Source organism: Martelella radicis (assembly GCF_014196625.1).
In the GTDB taxonomy this organism is placed as follows: Bacteria; Pseudomonadota; Alphaproteobacteria; order Rhizobiales; family Rhizobiaceae; genus Martelella; species Martelella radicis.
Genome location: NZ_JACIDZ010000002.1, coordinates 279,454 through 293,420 on the forward strand (window position 1 = coordinate 279,454; position 13,967 = coordinate 293,420).

Consider the following 13,967-nt stretch of genomic DNA (forward strand, 5'->3'; position numbering starts at 1 on the left):
GGGAGTTTCTTTCAAGATGAGCCGCCGGAAGCTCTCGTCAGAAGAGCGGGAATTGTGGAACAAGGTTGCACGCACCGCGCGGCCCATGCCCGGCAGAAAGCTGGAAAAGCCGGCATCCGGCCCGGAAAGTTTTCCCGACCTGATGAATGGCATTGCCGCAGACGGCAAAAAGGCCGACACAGGAAAGACCAGCGTTTCGCCGCTCGCGCTTCCGAAAAAAACCGCAGAGGACAAGGCCCGCAGGCACCATCCGCTGGAACGGCCGGTCAAGCGCAAGCTGGCAAGCGGACGAATTTCGATCGACGCCAGGATCGATTTGCACGGCCTGTTTCAGGACGAGGCGCATGCGTTGCTTCTGGCCTTTCTGCATCGCTCGCACGACAGGGGCCACCGGCATATTCTGGTGATTACCGGCAAGGGCGGATCGATCGGCAGCGACGGCGCGTTGAAACGGGCGGTTCCGATCTGGTTCTCGCTTCCGGATTTTCGGCCGCTGATCTCCTCCTACGAGACGGCGGCCCGCCAGCATGGCGGCGAAGGCGCGCTCTATGTGCGCCTTGCCCGAAGAAGGGGACGTGAACATGACACCGTTCGGAGAGGCGGTTCGTGAATTGAGAGCCGAGCGCGGTGTGTCGCAGAAACAGATGGCGGAGGCCATCGGCGTTTCGGCGGCCTATCTCTCCGCGCTCGAGCACGGACGGCGCGGAAAGCCGAGCTTCGAGTTCCTCCAGCGCGTCGCCGGTTATTTCAATATCATCTGGGACGATGCCGAGGCGCTGTTTGCCATTGCAGACCAGTCCGATCCGCGCGTTGTGGTCGACACCGCCGGCCTTTCGGCCGCACATACAGCCTTCGCCAACCGCCTTTCGCGGATGATCGGCCAGCTCGATGAGGAGGCAATCGACGAATTCGACCTTCTGCTCGATCGGAAACTGGCAAGGTAACGCCAGAAAAGTGACGATCTTCACGAAATTTGAGGGAGATCAAAGAAGAGCCGGCCCGGTTTTACTACGGTGAAACTGCATTCGGGGCCTCGATACAGTTTCTGGCCAAGAGGTTCTCTGCATCCGGCCCTGCAAGTCTTGTATGGGGCCTCGAATGCGAAGACGTTTCCCGCCGGTAAGCGCCTCCCGAACATTGCAAGCATCCCATGGAGAAGGTCATGGCCCCGACGGCCGCCCAGTCCAATCGTGTAAGCAGTACTGCTGCCAAAATTCCCTCGACCAACCAGATCATTCGCGACAGCTATCTCTACCTTCACTGGAACGGCATCCTGACCCATGACAGGGCCGAGCACGAGATGGCGACCTTCGCCGATGCGGCGTTGATCGAGCCCAATGAACGCTGGACCCGCCGCAAGGCAGGCTGAAAGCCTCCGATCGCGCGACAAGGTCGATCCTGAATTTCAAGGCGGCGCCCCGGCCGGGGCGCCGCCTCTTTTGTCGAACGTCGACAGGACGCCTTTTCGCCCGGCCCGGCCCTGCCATTGAAACGGTCTAGGTTTATCCCCAATTTGACTGTAAAAGGGGCCGCGGCGATTTGAGCGGAAACGGCTTTTCCCCTAAGCTTGGCGCTTGAAAAAGCAGTGATTCGGCGGCGTTTTGCGGGACCCGCCCGACCCCTGACACATTCGGAAAGACCTGTTGATGAGCGAAACTCCAGAAACAGCCGTCGGCCTTCCGGCCGAATACGGCGCCGATTCGATCAAGGTTCTCAAGGGCCTCGACGCCGTGCGCAAGCGCCCGGGCATGTATATCGGCGATACCGACGACGGTTCGGGTCTGCATCACATGGTCTATGAGGTGGTGGACAACGCCATCGACGAGGCGCTCGGCGGCTATGCCGACCTCGTCACCGTGACGCTGAACGCCGACGGCTCCGTTTCCGTGACCGACAACGGACGCGGCATTCCGACGGACATCCATACCGGCGAGGGCATTTCGGCGGCTGAAGTGATCATGACCCAGCTGCATGCCGGCGGCAAGTTCGACCAGAATTCCTACAAGGTCTCCGGCGGCCTGCACGGCGTCGGCGTTTCGGTGGTGAATGCGCTCTCGGTCTGGCTGAAGCTGAAGATCAAGCGCAATGGCAAGCTGCACGAGATTTCCTTCACGCATGGCGTCGCCGACAAACCGCTGGAAGTGATCGGCGATGCAGGCGGCGAGACCGGCACCGAACTGACCTTCATGCCCAGTTCCGAAACCTTCACCATGGTCGATTTCGACTATGACACGCTGGAAAAGCGCCTGCACGAACTGGCCTTCCTGAATTCCGGCGTGCGCATTCTCTTAACCGACAATCGCCATGCCGAGCCGGTTTCCAAGGAAATGCATTATGACGGCGGACTTGCCGCCTTCGTCGCCTATCTCGACCGTTCGAAGAAGCCGCTGGTCTCCGAACCGATCGCCATTTCCACCGAGAAGGACGGTATCACCGTCGAGGTGGCGATGTGGTGGAACGACAGCTACCACGAGAACGTGCTTTGCTTCACCAACAACATTCCCCAGCGCGACGGCGGCACGCATATGGCGGGCTTCCGCGGCGCGCTGACCCGGCAGATGGTGAACTACGCCGACACGTCCGGCATCCTGAAGCGCGAAAAGGTGACGCTGACCGGCGATGACTGCCGCGAAGGCCTCACGGCCGTGCTTTCGGTCAAGGTTCCGGACCCGAAATTCTCCTCGCAGACCAAGGACAAGCTGGTCTCCTCCGAGGTGCGCCCCGTTGTCGAAAGCTGCGTCAACGACGCGCTCGGCCAGTGGCTGGAAGAGCACCCCAATGAAGCCCGCATTCTCGTTACCAAGATCGCCGAGGCCGCATCCGCCCGCGAAGCCGCGCGGCGCGCGCGCGAGCTGACGCGGCGCAAGGGCGCGCTCGATATCGCCTCGCTCCCCGGCAAGCTTGCCGACTGCTCCAACCGCGATCCGGCAAAATCGGAACTCGTCCTCGTGGAGGGCGATTCCGCCGGTGGCTCCGCAAAGCAGGGCCGTTCACGCGAGACGCAGGCAATCCTGCCGCTCCGGGGCAAGATCCTGAACGTCGAGCGCGCGCGCTTCGACAAGATGCTGTCGAGCCAGGAAATCGGCACGATGATCACCGCGCTCGGCACGGGCATCGGCAAGGACGAGTACAATCCGGACAAGCTGCGGTACCACAAGATCATCATCATGACGGATGCTGACGTGGACGGCGCGCATATCCGCACCCTGCTTCTGACCTTCTTCTTCCGGCAGATGCCGGAACTGATCGAGCGCGGCCATCTCTATATCGCCCAGCCGCCGCTCTACAAGGTGACGCGCGGGAAATCGACGCAGTATCTGAAGAACGAGCAGGCGCTCGAGGATTACCTGATCGACCAGGGCCTTGAGGATGCATCCCTGCATCTGGCTTCCGGCGAAGTGCGCGCCGGCGCGGACCTGCGCCAGGTGATCGTCGATGCGATCCGCATGCGCAACCTGATGGAAGGCATTCATTCGCGCTACGACCGCGCCGTGGTCGAGCAGGCCGCGATTGCCGGCGCGCTGAACGCCGAACGGGTGACGGATCAGGCGGAGGCCGAGCGCCTCGCCGCCGATATCGCCGCCCGTCTCGACGTGATCGCCGAGGAAACCGAACGCGGCTGGGAAGGCTACGTGCGCGACGATGGCGGGCTTCGTTTCGAGCGCACCGTTCGCGGCGTCAAGGAAGTCGCCTCGCTCGACATGGGCCTGATTGGTTCGACCGATGCGCGCTATATGGACCAGTTGCAGAAGCGTCTGTTCGAGATCTACGAGAAACCGCCTCTTTTAAGCCGCAAGAATGGCGACCTCACCATTTACGGCCCGCGCGCCATGCTGGAAGCCGTGTTCGAGGCCGGTCGCCGGGGTCTGACCACACAGCGCTACAAAGGCCTTGGCGAGATGAATGCCGAGCAGCTCTGGGAAACGACGATGGATCCCAATGTCCGCTCGCTGCTGCAGGTCAAGGTCTCCGACGCCACCAGCGCCGACGGCCTGTTCTCGCGCCTGATGGGCGACGAGGTGGAACCCCGCCGCGACTTCATCCAGGACAACGCGCTTTCGGTTGCCAATCTGGATATTTGATGGGGATGGCGCGAAGCGCTTCAATTTGTTGAACACCTATCCCCCTACTCTGCGTCATCCTCGGGCTTGACCCGAGGATCCAGGGGTCTTGTCCGCGCACGTATTGGCACCGGGCGCAAGAATCGCCTGCGCTTCTCGCGACAGCCGGGTTTGGACCCTCGGGTCAAGCCCGAGGGTGACGCGTGTGGAGAGTAGGCTCGCAAGTCGAGAGCCCGCGCTTGCCGCTATCGCGACAGAGGGGGGTAGCAGACCTCCCTTCTTGCGCTGTGCTTCGTTGTCGCTGCTTCACCCCCCCCTCTACCCCTGTCGGGGCATCTCCCCCTCAAGGGGGGAGATCGGTTTTCGGCAGAGCCTTCTCACAAGTCGAGCAGGGTCTTCTCACACGGCGGAGCGGCGGCGGCGTCACCCCTCCAGCGGCAGATAGCCGACACTCCCGCGCTGGGCTGCTTCTTCGGCAATCTCGTAGCCCGCATCCGCATAGCGGATGATGCCAAGCGACGTATCGTTGGTCAGCGCATGCTCCAGCCGTTCGGCCCCTTCCGGCGTGCCATCAGCGATGATGGTGACGCCCGCGCTGGTCATGTAGCCGGCATAGCCGCCGCCACCGGAATGGATGACGACGAGGTCGGCCATCGAGGCGCACATGGTCATCGCATTGATCAGCGGCCAGTCGGCAATCGCGTCGGACCCGTCCTTCATGTTTTCCGTCATGATGTTCGGATGCGCCATGGCACCGGCATCGAGATGATCGCGCGAGAACGCCACCGGTCCCTTCAACTCACCCTTCGCCACCAGATCATTGACCGCGACGGCAAGCCGCGTGCGCTCGCCATGGCCGAGCCAGGCGATGCGGGCGGGAAGGCCCTCGAAGGGCACGTTTTCGCGCGCCAACCGGATCCAGTTGGTGACGATGAAATTGTCGGGAAACATTTCGAGCACAAGATCATCGATGCGGGCGATATCGCTCGCCTCGCCCGAAAGCGCCATCCAGCGGAACGGGCCGATGGCTTCGGAGAAGAGCGGCCTGAGATAGGCCTCGGTGAAGATCGGAATGTCGAAGGCGTTGGCGACACCACCTTCGCGCGCCTGGGTGCGGATCAGATTGCCGTTGTCGAACACCTCCGCGCCATCGCCCTGAAACTTCAGCATGGCGCGAACATGATCGACGATCGAGGCGCGGCTTGCCGCCATCAACTGCGCCGGGCCTTCCTCGCGCAGGCGCTTCACTTCGGCCAGGCTCATGCCCTTCGGCACATAGCCATAGACGAGATCGTGGGCCGAGGTCTGATCGGTGACGATGTCGGGTGTGATGCCGCGACGCGCGATCTCCGGATAGATATCGGCGGCATTGCCGACGAGGCCGATGGATGTCGCCTTTTTTGCCGCCACCGCCTCGTCGATCATCGCCAGCGCGGCATCAAGGTTCGGCGCGATTTCGTCGAGGAAGCCGATTTCGTGGCGCTTTCGCGCCCGCTCGGCATCGATATCGACCACCAGAATGGCAGCCCCCGCCATGCGCCCCGCCAGCGGCTGAGCCCCGCCCATGCCGCCGAGCCCCGCCGTCAGGATGAAGCGGCCGGCCAGCGAACCGTCGAACCGCTTTTCGGCGATCCGCATGAAGATTTCGTAGGTGCCCTGAATGACGCCCTGCGAGCCGATATACTGCCAGGCGCCGGCCGTCAGCCCACCCCAGCAGATCAGGCCCTTGCGCTCAAGCTCGTAGAAAACTTCCGCCTTCGCCCACTGGCCAACGATATTGCAGTTCGCCATGATGACGAGCGGCGCTTTCGCATGGGTCTTCAGCAGACCGACGGGCTTGCCGGACTGGATGACAAGCGTCTGGTTCTCGTCCATTTCAAGAAGCGTCTTGACGATACGGGCGTGCGACGGCCAGTTGCGGGCGGCCTTGCCAAGTGCGGCATAGACCACGAGATTGTCCGGGTCCTCGCCGACGGAAAGCACGTTTTCCATCAACCTGAGCAGCGCTTCCTGTCGCCAGCCTTTTGCACGGACTTCAGGGCCGCCGGGGATCGGGAAATTCGGATGGCGCGGATTGTCTTTCGGCATTGTCCTGTCTCCTCAGGCGAGCGCGTAATCGGCGATCGAGATGCCGAGCGCCTTTTCCACCACCGGATAAACGGCCGGATCCTTGACGCTGGAAGACAGCGGAATGACCGACTTCGGCACGTGCAACACGAAGATCGTCATGCCCTCTTCGAGCTGGCCGACGCTCAAGGGTTCGCCGTCGGGGGACAACGTGGTGATGACATCGGGGAAGGTCGCGATCCGGTTTCCGCCGGCATCCTCGACCGCCATGTATTCGTTCATCACATGCAAAACCGTGGCCTTGTCGCCAGACCCCACCGTGACCGTACCGACATCGAAAGCCTCGTTGGTGTAGACGACGGCCTTCTTCGTTACCTTGCCCTCGGTCAGGATCGCGCCGTTGGTTGTCTTCACGATGGCGTCGATGATGGCAGAACCGCCCTTGCCTTCCGCCGCGATGATCGCTTCGCCAAGCGTCAGCGCCATCGAGATACCGCCAAGTGCAGCATGGGTCTTCACATAGGACGCCCTGAGCGGATTGCGGCAGGAGGCGATGAAGCCGCCGGACTGGTCGGCGGCTGTTCTGAGTACCGGCGAGATCTTCGCCGTCGCGCCCTTCACCACCAGTTCGATATAGCGGTTTTCGGCGCGGTTGCCGCCAACGGCCGTCTGGATCATCTGTTCGGGCGAACTCGCCATGCCGATCGCGCCCATGTCGCCGGTCGGATGCGCACGGATATCGCCGACGGCATCGACCACCTTGGTGCCGAGCACGGCCGATGGCAGCCAGCCGTTCAGCGTCGAGGATTTTCCGTTCTGGCCGACGATCAGACCGGCGAGTTTCTCACCGAGCGCGTCCTGCAGCAGCTGCGCCGCCTTGATATAGTCGATGCCCTGCATCTCCCACGGCGTGGTCGAGGCTGGCGCGCCGATCGCGGCAGCCGTTGCCACCCAATCATCATCGGAAAGCTCTTCCACCGAGACCAGCTCCGGCTTGCCGACATTGACGGCGGCATAGCCGAGCATGCGGCCGTGATCGGCCCAGCCGCCGCCGCCGGCGGCATAAACCGAGCCGCCCTTGACGGCGGGTTCCACATCTTTGGTCGTCAGGATACGGCCCATCTCATTGCTCCATCAGTTGTTTGTCGAGCCGCTTCACCGCTTCGAGCAGCACTTCCGCTCCGAGCGCGATATCGGCGTTTTCCGCCCATTCCTCGGGCGCGTGACTGCGACCGGAAAGGCAGGGAATGAAAACCATGCCGGCCTTGGCGATGCGCGCCATGAAGGCGGCATCGTGGCCGGCGCCAGAGGCCATGCGACGATGCGCGGCATCTGTCGCCGCGCAGGCGTCGTCGAGCGCATCCATCACCAGCGGGTCCATCGGCATGGCGGGATTGTCGGAAACGAGCCGCGGCGGGGCGATGGTGACGCCGTTGTCGCCGGCAATGCCTTCGAGGCAGGATTCCAGATTGGTCAGGAACTGGCCAAGGTCGTCGCGCTTTTCCGAGCGGATATCGAGCAGCATCCGCACCTTCGAGGGCACGACATTGGCGGCGTTCGGCCACATCTCGAATTCGCCGGTGGTCGCGGCAAAATGGCCGGGCGTCGCGGCAAGCTCGCCGGCAAGCGTCTCGACAGCGAGCACCACATGGGCGGCCGCGCCAAGCGCATCGGCCCGGCGGTCCATCGGCGTGGTGCCGGCATGGTCGGCCCGGCCCTCGACGATGATCTCGATGCGGGTGATACCGGCTATGGCGGTGACGACGCCGATGTCCAGCTTCTCGCCCTCCAGCACCGGCCCCTGCTCGATGTGCAGTTCGAGAAAGGCACGAATATCATCGCGGGCTTTCTGTTCGGCGCCGGGATTGCCGCCGACCTTCTCGATACCCTCGGCCAACGTCATGCCATTCGCTTCCCGCCCCAGCCATTCGGCCGGGCGAACGCCCGCCATGCCGCGCGAGCCGATGCAGGAAACGCCGAAGATCGAGACTTCCTCGGCGAGAAAGTCGGTGACCTCCAGATCATGGTCGAGTTCGATGCCGGCCTCGGCCAGCGCCCGGGCAACCTCCAGCGCCACGACGACGCCGGCAATGCCGTCAAAGCGGCCGCCATCGGGCACCGTATCGGAGTGCGAACCGAGCATGATCGTGCCGGCGCCGGGCTTCTTGCCCTTGCGTCCGCCGATCAGATTGCCCGCCGCGTCAATGCGGGTTTCCAGCCCTGCGGTGCGAAAAGCGTTTTCGAGATAGGCGCGACCTTCGAGAAAGAGCGGCGAGAAGGCGCGCCGCGTCCACGGCCGGTCCGGATCGGTGATCACGGCAAGCGCATCGATATCGGCGGCAATCCGTTCCGCGCTGACTGTGAGGTTGCGGCTCATCGGATCATCTCCCGAAGCGGCAGGCTTGCCTCGGGACGGACGAAGGCGCCGGTGCCGGGTTCGGCGACGGACTTGCCATCAAAGACCTGTTTTCCACGCAGGAAGGTCGCCGCCACCCTGTAGGGCAGGCGTATGCCATTATAGGGCGACCAGCCAACGACATTGTTGCCGCTTTCCGCCGCGTCATAGACGAAGTCACCCGGTTCCAGCACCGCGATATCGGCGTGCTTGCCGATTTCGAGCGCGCCTTTTACGTGGTCGATACGAAAATGCCTGGCCGGGTTTGCCGCCATCAGCCTTGCCGCCCAGAAAAGCGGCACGCCATGCTCGGTCGCGCCCTTGATGAAGAGCGGCATCATCACCTCGAGCCCCGGCACGCCCGACGCATTCGCCAGCATGTCGGGATTGGTCTTGCGGTCTTCCGACCAGCTCACGTGATCGGTGGAAACCAGCGTGACATTGCCGCAAGCCACATGCCGCCAGAGTTTTTCAACCTCGGCGCGCGGGCGCACCGGCGGGTTGATCTTGGCCTTGCCGCCGAGGCGTTTCACATCGTTTTCCTCGTCGAGGATCAGATAGTGGATGCAGCATTCGACCGTGGCGTTGAAACCCTGAGCCCGATAGCCGGCAGCGATCTCGTAGCCGCGGCCGAGCGAGCAGTGCACCACATGGGCCGGGCAGCCAGTTTGCGCGCCCGTCTCGTAGATCTGGTGCATGGCGAGCAGTTCGGTCAGCGGCGGGCGCGACAGGCCATGGGCGCGGTAATCGGTGATGCCCGAGGCCTTCACCTTCGCAATTGCCGCATTGACGAACTCGTCATCCTCGTTGTGAACGCCGGCGGCAAGGCCGGTCGGCGCGATCGCGGCAAAGCACTCTTCCAGAAGAGCGGCGGGGATACGGGGGAAGCGGGTCGGATGCGTGCCAAACGTGGAGAACTTGAAGGCCGCGACGCCCGCTTCCACCTGCTCGGCGATGCGTGCTGCCCCTTCCGTCGGGTCGACCGTGCCGTAAAGCGCGAAATCGACGCGAGCCTGAGGCGATGCGTGGGCGATTTTCCTGCGGACGGCTTCGGCCGAATTGACCACATTGCCTTCGTCATAGGGCATGTCGACAATCGTGGTGACGCCGCCGGCAGCGGCAGAGCGCGTCGACCAGATGAAATCCTCCTGGTCCTTCTGGCTCAAGGAATGAACCTGGGCATCAATCGCTCCCGGCAGGATCAGGGCCTTGCCCAGGTCGTGGCGCTCGCGTGCCTCGGGCATCGCGCCCTGGCCGATGGCTGCGATCAGCCCGTCGCGGACCGCCACATGGCCGCGCTTGACCACCCGATCGGAAAGCACCAGCGTGCCCTTCAGAACGAGATCGAAATCCGACATTTGATGTCTCCTAGTAGAAGCGGCCCGTGCGCCGCGCAGTTGCCCGCTCGAACATCACGAAGGCATCGTGAATGAGAAGCGCCAGAACGCCGACCACGAGGCCGCCTTGCAGAACGAAAGCGGTATTGTTCGACAACAGCCCGGCGATGATCACCTCGCCAAGCGTCTTGGCGGCGACCGTCGAGCCGATCGTTGCCGTTGCCAGCGAGATGACCACCGAAAGCCGGATACCGGCAAGAATGACGGGAAAGGCCAGCGGAAACTCGACCTGCATCAGGCGTTGCGTGCCGGTCATGCCGACGCCGCGCGCGGCCTCCGAGACATTGCCCGGCAAATTGGTCAGCCCAGTCAGCGCGTTCTCGAAGATCGGCAGAAGGCCGTAGAGAAACAGCGCAATCAGCGTCGGGATCGGGCCGAAGCCGAACATCGGCACGGCAAGCGCCAGCACCGCGACCGGCGGAAAGGTCTGGCCGATATTGGCGATCGAGCGCGACAACGGCAGGAATTCAACGCCGAAGGGACGGGTGACGATGATGGCAAGGCCGACAGAGAAGAGGGTCGCCGCAACTGTCGCCACGCCGACAATGGCGAGGTGGCTCAGCGTCAGCGACAGCAGGCTGGTCTGGGTGTAGATCGCCGGCGCGCCGTTCTGGGTGAACGGACGGAACACCGGCGCGAAGGCTTCCGGAAAGCTGATGAAGGCGATCAGCAGGACGAGAAGCGCCAGACGGATGAGGACCGACGCTCTCATGATGACGGCCCCGCGGCGCGGCGGATCAGGGCATCGCGGGTAACCCGGCCGATGACCTTGTCGTCCCGCTCGACCGGCAGCGCATCGCGACCCGACCAGAGTGCTGCGGCGAGCGCATCCTTGAGGCTTGCCGAAGCCGGGATCGCCTCGCCTTCTGCCGGGCCCTGCTCGACCAGGTTTTCGCAGGCCTCGAGCGAGAGCATGCGGAAGGCCTTGTCGCCGGTGCCGAGCAGTTCGTTGACGAAGGCGCTTGCCGGATCGGCGATGATTTCTGCGGCCGGCGCATATTGTTCAAGCCGTCCCTCATGCATGACCGCGATCTTGTGACCGAGGAGGATTGCCTCGTCCATGTCATGGGTGACGAGCACGACCGTGGTTGAGAATTTGCGCTGGATATCGATCAGGTCTTCCTGCGCCTTGGCGCGGATGATCGGGTCGAGCGCGCCGAAGGGCTCGTCCATCAACAGCAATGCGGGTTCGGCGGCAAGCGCGCGGGCCACGCCGATGCGCTGCTGCTGGCCGCCGGAAAGTTCGTGCGGCATGCGGTCGCGAAAGGCTTCGGGCTCCAGGTGGAACAGTTCCAGCAGTTCATCGACGCGGGCATCGCGCCGCTTCCTGTCCCAGCCGAGCAGTTTCGGCACCGTGGCGATGTTTTCCGCCACCGAGCGATGGGGAAACAGGCCGTGGCCCTGAATGGCATAGCCGATGCCGCGGCGCAGCTCATAGTCCGGCAGCTCGCGGTTGTCGCGTCCGTCGATGCGGATTACGCCGGAGGTCGGCTCCACCAGGCGGTTGATCATCCGCATCAGCGTGGTCTTGCCGGAACCGGACGTGCCGACAATCGCCGCCAACTCTCCGCGCTCGACCGTGAGCGAGACATTGTCGACGGCATTATAGTCGCCATAGACCTTGGTAATTCCCTCAATCTCGATCATGCCCGGCTCCCCTTTTTGGCCCTGGTCTGGCTGATTTCAACAAGCGCATCGAGAATGATGGCTGCGGCAAAGGCCATGCCGACGACCGGCAGCGCGCCGAGCAGCACGAGGTCGGTGGCCGTCTGGGCGATGCCCTGGAAAACGAATGTGCCGTATCCGCCGCCGCCGATCAGGCCGGCGATCACGGCAAGTCCGATATTCTGCACCAGTACGATGCGGATGCCGGTTAGGATGACGGGAAAGGCAAGCGGCAGCTCCACCTGGAAAAGCCGCTGCCGGCCGGTCATGCCCATGCCGCGGGCGGCTTCGCGCGCATCGCGCGGCACGCTGTCGAGGCCGGCGACCGTGTTGGAGACGACCGGCAGAAGCGAATAGGCAAACAGCGCGACGATGGCCGGGGCAAAGCCGATGCCGGCGATGCCGAGTTCGGCAGCGCCCGGCACATTGCGGCCGACCCAGGCAAGCGGCGCGATCAGCAGACCGAAGAGCGCGATCGACGGAATGGTCTGCAACACATTGAGGCTGTTCAGGATGGTGGCGCGCACCTTCGGCACGCGAAAGCAGAGAATGCCGATCGGAATGCCGGCAAGACATGCGGCCGCCAGCGAACCGAAGGCGAGTTCCACATGGGTGCGGCCCTCGCGCCAGAAGGCGTCGGCGCGGTTGTTGTATTCCTTCAGGATCGACAGGTCGTTCCACGCGCCCGACCAAAGCAGAAGCCCGATCGCCAAGGCCGCGACGATCAGGAACGCGATCCGCATCATCGGCGGCAGCGCCTTGCGCACAATGGCATCGGCCATGGCGATGGAAAAGGCGAACAGCAGGATCCAGAAGCTCGCGCCGGGCGAAACGCGAGCGTAGGGGTTGTCGTCCGGCATCAGGTAATAGCCGGCGCGGCCCACCATCAGCGCCAGAACGGCAATGGCGGCGATCGAAACAGTGAGCCTCAGGTTCACCGGCGTCCTGAACAGGATGACGGCGATGGCGGCGAGCATGACGACGACAAGGGCAATGGCCTGCCACAGCGGCATGGCCGACCAGACCATGACATTGTCGGCCGCGACGATGCGGTTCGCGCGGAAAAGCGCGAAGGGCTGGAGGAAGAGCGCGAAGAGCGCAATCGCCGCGACGATGACGCCGAGCTTGTCGAGCCTTGCGGCGGCCCGGCCTTCCTTTCGGTATTCGCTGATGGCTGACATGGCATGCCCTTCGGCTTGTCGGTCGGTTATCCCGCTTGCGGCGGGGGTGCGCGCCTTCGATCTCCCCCCTTGAGGGGGAGATTTCGCGAAAGCGACAGAGGGGGTATGGGCAAGAGCCGCATACGCCGCGCTCTTTGGTGAGGATTCACCCCTCTTAGCCCCTGTCGGGGCATCTCCCCCTCAAGGGGGAAGATTGTTTTTGCTGCATTGCCGCCGATTTCGGCCTTACTTCACGAACCCGTTCTTCGTCAGATAGTCCTTGGCAACGGCATCGGCCGGTTCACCGCCGACCTGGACGCGGCCGTTGAGGTCCTGCAGGGTTTCAAGCGTCAGACCCTCGAAGATCGGCTTCAGGATATCGGCAATCTGCGGGTATTCCTCGAGGCGGACCTCGCGGATGATCGGGGTCGGCAGGTAGACCGGCTGGACGCCCTTGTCGTCCGTCATCACCTTCAGGCCGGACGGCGCGATGCCGCCGTCGGTACCGTAGACCATGGCGGCATTGGCGCCCGAGGTCTGTTTGGCCGCAGCCGCGATCGTTGCCGCCGTGTCGCCGCCGGAAAGCTGGATCAGCTGGCCGGAGGTGAGATCGAAGCCATAGGCCTTTTCGAAGGCCGGAAGCGCTGCCGGCGAGGTGACGAATTCGGAGGATGCCGCAAGCTTCACCGTGCCGCCATCGGCGACGAAGGCGCCGAACTCGCTCATGGTCGAGAGATTGTTCGGGTCGGCAACATCCATGCGCAGGGCGATTGCCCAGGTGTTGTTGGCGTCCGCCGGCGTCAGCCATACGATCTTGTTGGCGTCGTAATCGAGCTTCTTGGCCTCTTCATAGCCGGCCTCCGGCTTGTTCCAGACCGGCAGGTCGGTCTTGTTGAAGAAGAAGGCGGCATTGCCGGTATATTCCGGGTAGATGTCGATCTGGCCTTGCGTGATCGCCTGACGGACAATCGGTGTGCCGCCGAGCTGGATCTTGTTTTCCGTCGGAATGTCATTGGCCTGCAGCGCCTGAATGATGATATTGCCGAGCACGCCGCCTTCCGTGTCGATCTTGGAGGAGACGACGACCGGATCGGCCGAAGCGGTTCCTGCGAAGGCGAAGGCCGAGATGGCAAGCGCGCCTGTCAAAGTCAAAAGTCGTTTCATGATCTGTCCCTCTCTTGGTCGGTCCCTTGGTCTGTCCCTGGGGAACCGTGCTTGATCG

At 63.4% G+C, this 13,967-nt stretch carries 12 protein-coding genes; 4 read left to right on the plus strand and 8 right to left on the minus strand.

What is annotated here, in order from left to right:
• The first annotated feature begins 16 nt into the window (after positions 1-16).
• The 4 genes from GGR30_RS04855 to gyrB all read left to right on the plus strand — a co-directional run bounded on the left by GGR30_RS04855 (position 17) and on the right by gyrB (position 4,082).
• On the plus strand, positions 17-610 hold the full coding sequence (locus tag GGR30_RS04855) for a Smr/MutS family protein (RefSeq protein WP_183483107.1): 594 nt from the start codon (positions 17-19) through the stop codon (positions 608-610).
• Positions 582-944, plus strand: a complete 363-nt coding sequence (locus GGR30_RS04860) for a helix-turn-helix domain-containing protein (RefSeq protein WP_183483109.1) — start codon at positions 582-584, stop codon at positions 942-944. Before GGR30_RS04855 ends, GGR30_RS04860 begins: the two co-directional genes overlap by 29 nt.
• 218 nt (positions 945-1,162) lie before the next feature.
• On the plus strand, positions 1,163-1,369 hold the full coding sequence (locus GGR30_RS04865) for a hypothetical protein (RefSeq protein ID WP_183483111.1): 207 nt from the start codon (positions 1,163-1,165) through the stop codon (positions 1,367-1,369).
• 277 nt (positions 1,370-1,646) lie between these two features.
• The gene (gene gyrB, locus GGR30_RS04870) at positions 1,647-4,082 is read left to right on the plus strand and encodes a DNA topoisomerase (ATP-hydrolyzing) subunit B (protein ID WP_183483113.1); all 2,436 of its coding nucleotides are present in this window, start codon (positions 1,647-1,649) and stop codon (positions 4,080-4,082) included.
• Positions 4,083-4,484: 402 nt separating this feature from the next.
• Here gyrB and GGR30_RS04875 read toward each other — a convergent pair whose 3' ends face one another.
• The 8 genes from GGR30_RS04875 to osmF form a co-directional block, all read right to left on the minus strand.
• Entirely contained in the window at positions 4,485-6,149 is a 1,665-nt protein-coding gene (locus GGR30_RS04875) for a thiourocanate hydratase (RefSeq protein ID WP_183483115.1), read from the minus strand.
• A gap of 12 nt (positions 6,150-6,161) precedes the next feature.
• A complete protein-coding gene (locus GGR30_RS04880) occupies positions 6,162-7,250 on the minus strand; it encodes a thiohydantoin desulfurase (protein WP_183483117.1) in 1,089 nt (362 codons plus the stop codon).
• 1 nt (position 7,251) lies between these two features.
• Positions 7,252-8,505: a Zn-dependent hydrolase gene (locus GGR30_RS04885; protein WP_183483119.1), complete on the minus strand. Its 1,254-nt coding sequence runs from the start codon at positions 8,503-8,505 to the stop codon at positions 7,252-7,254.
• Positions 8,502-9,881, minus strand: coding sequence for a dihydroorotase (locus GGR30_RS04890; protein WP_183483121.1), 1,380 nt, complete (start codon positions 9,879-9,881; stop codon positions 8,502-8,504). The genes GGR30_RS04885 and GGR30_RS04890 overlap by 4 nt, the downstream gene beginning before the upstream one ends.
• Positions 9,882-9,891: 10 nt before the next feature.
• Entirely contained in the window at positions 9,892-10,632 is a 741-nt protein-coding gene (locus tag GGR30_RS04895; protein WP_183483123.1) for an ABC transporter permease, read from the minus strand.
• The gene (locus tag GGR30_RS04900; protein ID WP_183483126.1) at positions 10,629-11,567 is read right to left on the minus strand and encodes an ABC transporter ATP-binding protein; all 939 of its coding nucleotides are present in this window, start codon (positions 11,565-11,567) and stop codon (positions 10,629-10,631) included. The genes GGR30_RS04895 and GGR30_RS04900 overlap by 4 nt, the downstream gene beginning before the upstream one ends.
• Positions 11,564-12,766 (minus strand): ABC transporter permease, encoded by a 1,203-nt coding sequence (locus GGR30_RS04905; RefSeq protein WP_183483128.1) that lies wholly within the window; start codon positions 12,764-12,766, stop codon positions 11,564-11,566. Before GGR30_RS04905 ends, GGR30_RS04900 begins: the two co-directional genes overlap by 4 nt.
• Before the next feature lie 225 nt (positions 12,767-12,991).
• Positions 12,992-13,909, minus strand: a complete 918-nt coding sequence (gene osmF, locus GGR30_RS04910) for a glycine betaine ABC transporter substrate-binding protein OsmF (RefSeq protein ID WP_183483130.1) — start codon at positions 13,907-13,909, stop codon at positions 12,992-12,994.
• Between the last annotated feature and the right edge of the window lie 58 nt (positions 13,910-13,967).

What these genes read in the sequence shown, in the direction of transcription:
- GGR30_RS04855 (WP_183483107.1), top strand. Translation starts at nt 17, where the DNA reads ATGAGCCGCCGGAAGCTCTCGTCAGAAGAGCGGGAATTGTGGAACAAG.
- GGR30_RS04860 (WP_183483109.1), top strand. Translation starts at nt 582, where the DNA reads ATGACACCGTTCGGAGAGGCGGTTCGTGAATTGAGAGCCGAGCGCGGT.
- GGR30_RS04865 (WP_183483111.1), top strand. Translation starts at nt 1,163, where the DNA reads ATGGCCCCGACGGCCGCCCAGTCCAATCGTGTAAGCAGTACTGCTGCC.
- gyrB (WP_183483113.1), top strand. Translation starts at nt 1,647, where the DNA reads ATGAGCGAAACTCCAGAAACAGCCGTCGGCCTTCCGGCCGAATACGGC.
- GGR30_RS04875 (WP_183483115.1), bottom strand. Translation starts at nt 6,149, where the DNA reads ATGCCGAAAGACAATCCGCGCCATCCGAATTTCCCGATCCCCGGCGGC.
- GGR30_RS04880 (WP_183483117.1), bottom strand. Translation starts at nt 7,250, where the DNA reads ATGGGCCGTATCCTGACGACCAAAGATGTGGAACCCGCCGTCAAGGGC.
- GGR30_RS04885 (WP_183483119.1), bottom strand. Translation starts at nt 8,505, where the DNA reads ATGAGCCGCAACCTCACAGTCAGCGCGGAACGGATTGCCGCCGATATC.
- GGR30_RS04890 (WP_183483121.1), bottom strand. Translation starts at nt 9,881, where the DNA reads ATGTCGGATTTCGATCTCGTTCTGAAGGGCACGCTGGTGCTTTCCGAT.
- GGR30_RS04895 (WP_183483123.1), bottom strand. Translation starts at nt 10,632, where the DNA reads ATGAGAGCGTCGGTCCTCATCCGTCTGGCGCTTCTCGTCCTGCTGATC.
- GGR30_RS04900 (WP_183483126.1), bottom strand. Translation starts at nt 11,567, where the DNA reads ATGATCGAGATTGAGGGAATTACCAAGGTCTATGGCGACTATAATGCC.
- GGR30_RS04905 (WP_183483128.1), bottom strand. Translation starts at nt 12,766, where the DNA reads ATGTCAGCCATCAGCGAATACCGAAAGGAAGGCCGGGCCGCCGCAAGG.
- osmF (WP_183483130.1), bottom strand. Translation starts at nt 13,909, where the DNA reads ATGAAACGACTTTTGACTTTGACAGGCGCGCTTGCCATCTCGGCCTTC.